Genomic DNA, 382 nt, shown 5'->3' on the forward strand with positions numbered 1-382 from the left:
TTATAAGAAAATGGAGGAGCTAGTCGGACTCGAACCAACGCATACCGGATTTGCAATCCGGGGCATTACCAGCTTTGCTATAGCTCCAATGTTTGAAGAATCATTTTAATATTGAAAAGAAAATGATTTGTAAAAAATAAAAGTGGCAGAGAGCAAGGGATTCGAACCCTCGGAGGCGTGAACCTCGCCGGTTTTCAAAACCGGTCCATTCGACCAACTCTGGCAACTCTCTACTTTTATATATTAGTGGTGCGAATGGTCGGAATCGAACCGACACTCCGAAACCGGAATTGGATTTTAAGTCCAACGCGTCTACCTATTCCGCCACACTCGCACATTTTTTATTGGTAGAATCTAAGATGTTATTCTTAAATTGGAGTGG

The 382-nt window shown here is 42.4% G+C and carries 3 tRNA genes; all 3 read right to left on the reverse strand.

The window, feature by feature from the left end:
• Window positions 1-11 precede the first annotated feature (11 nt).
• The 3 genes from GBG18_RS15160 to GBG18_RS15170 all read right to left on the reverse strand — a co-directional run bounded on the left by GBG18_RS15160 (window position 12) and on the right by GBG18_RS15170 (window position 334).
• Window positions 12-87 (reverse strand) — tRNA-Cys (locus GBG18_RS15160).
• 56 nt (window positions 88-143) lie between these two features.
• A tRNA-Ser gene (locus GBG18_RS15165) sits at window positions 144-232 on the reverse strand.
• A gap of 15 nt (window positions 233-247) precedes the next feature.
• A tRNA-Leu gene (locus GBG18_RS15170) sits at window positions 248-334 on the reverse strand.
• Between the last annotated feature and the right edge of the window lie 48 nt (window positions 335-382).

Origin of the sequence: Poseidonibacter ostreae (assembly GCF_009208075.1) — a bacterium.
In the GTDB taxonomy this organism is placed as follows: domain Bacteria; phylum Campylobacterota; class Campylobacteria; order Campylobacterales; family Arcobacteraceae; genus Poseidonibacter; species Poseidonibacter ostreae.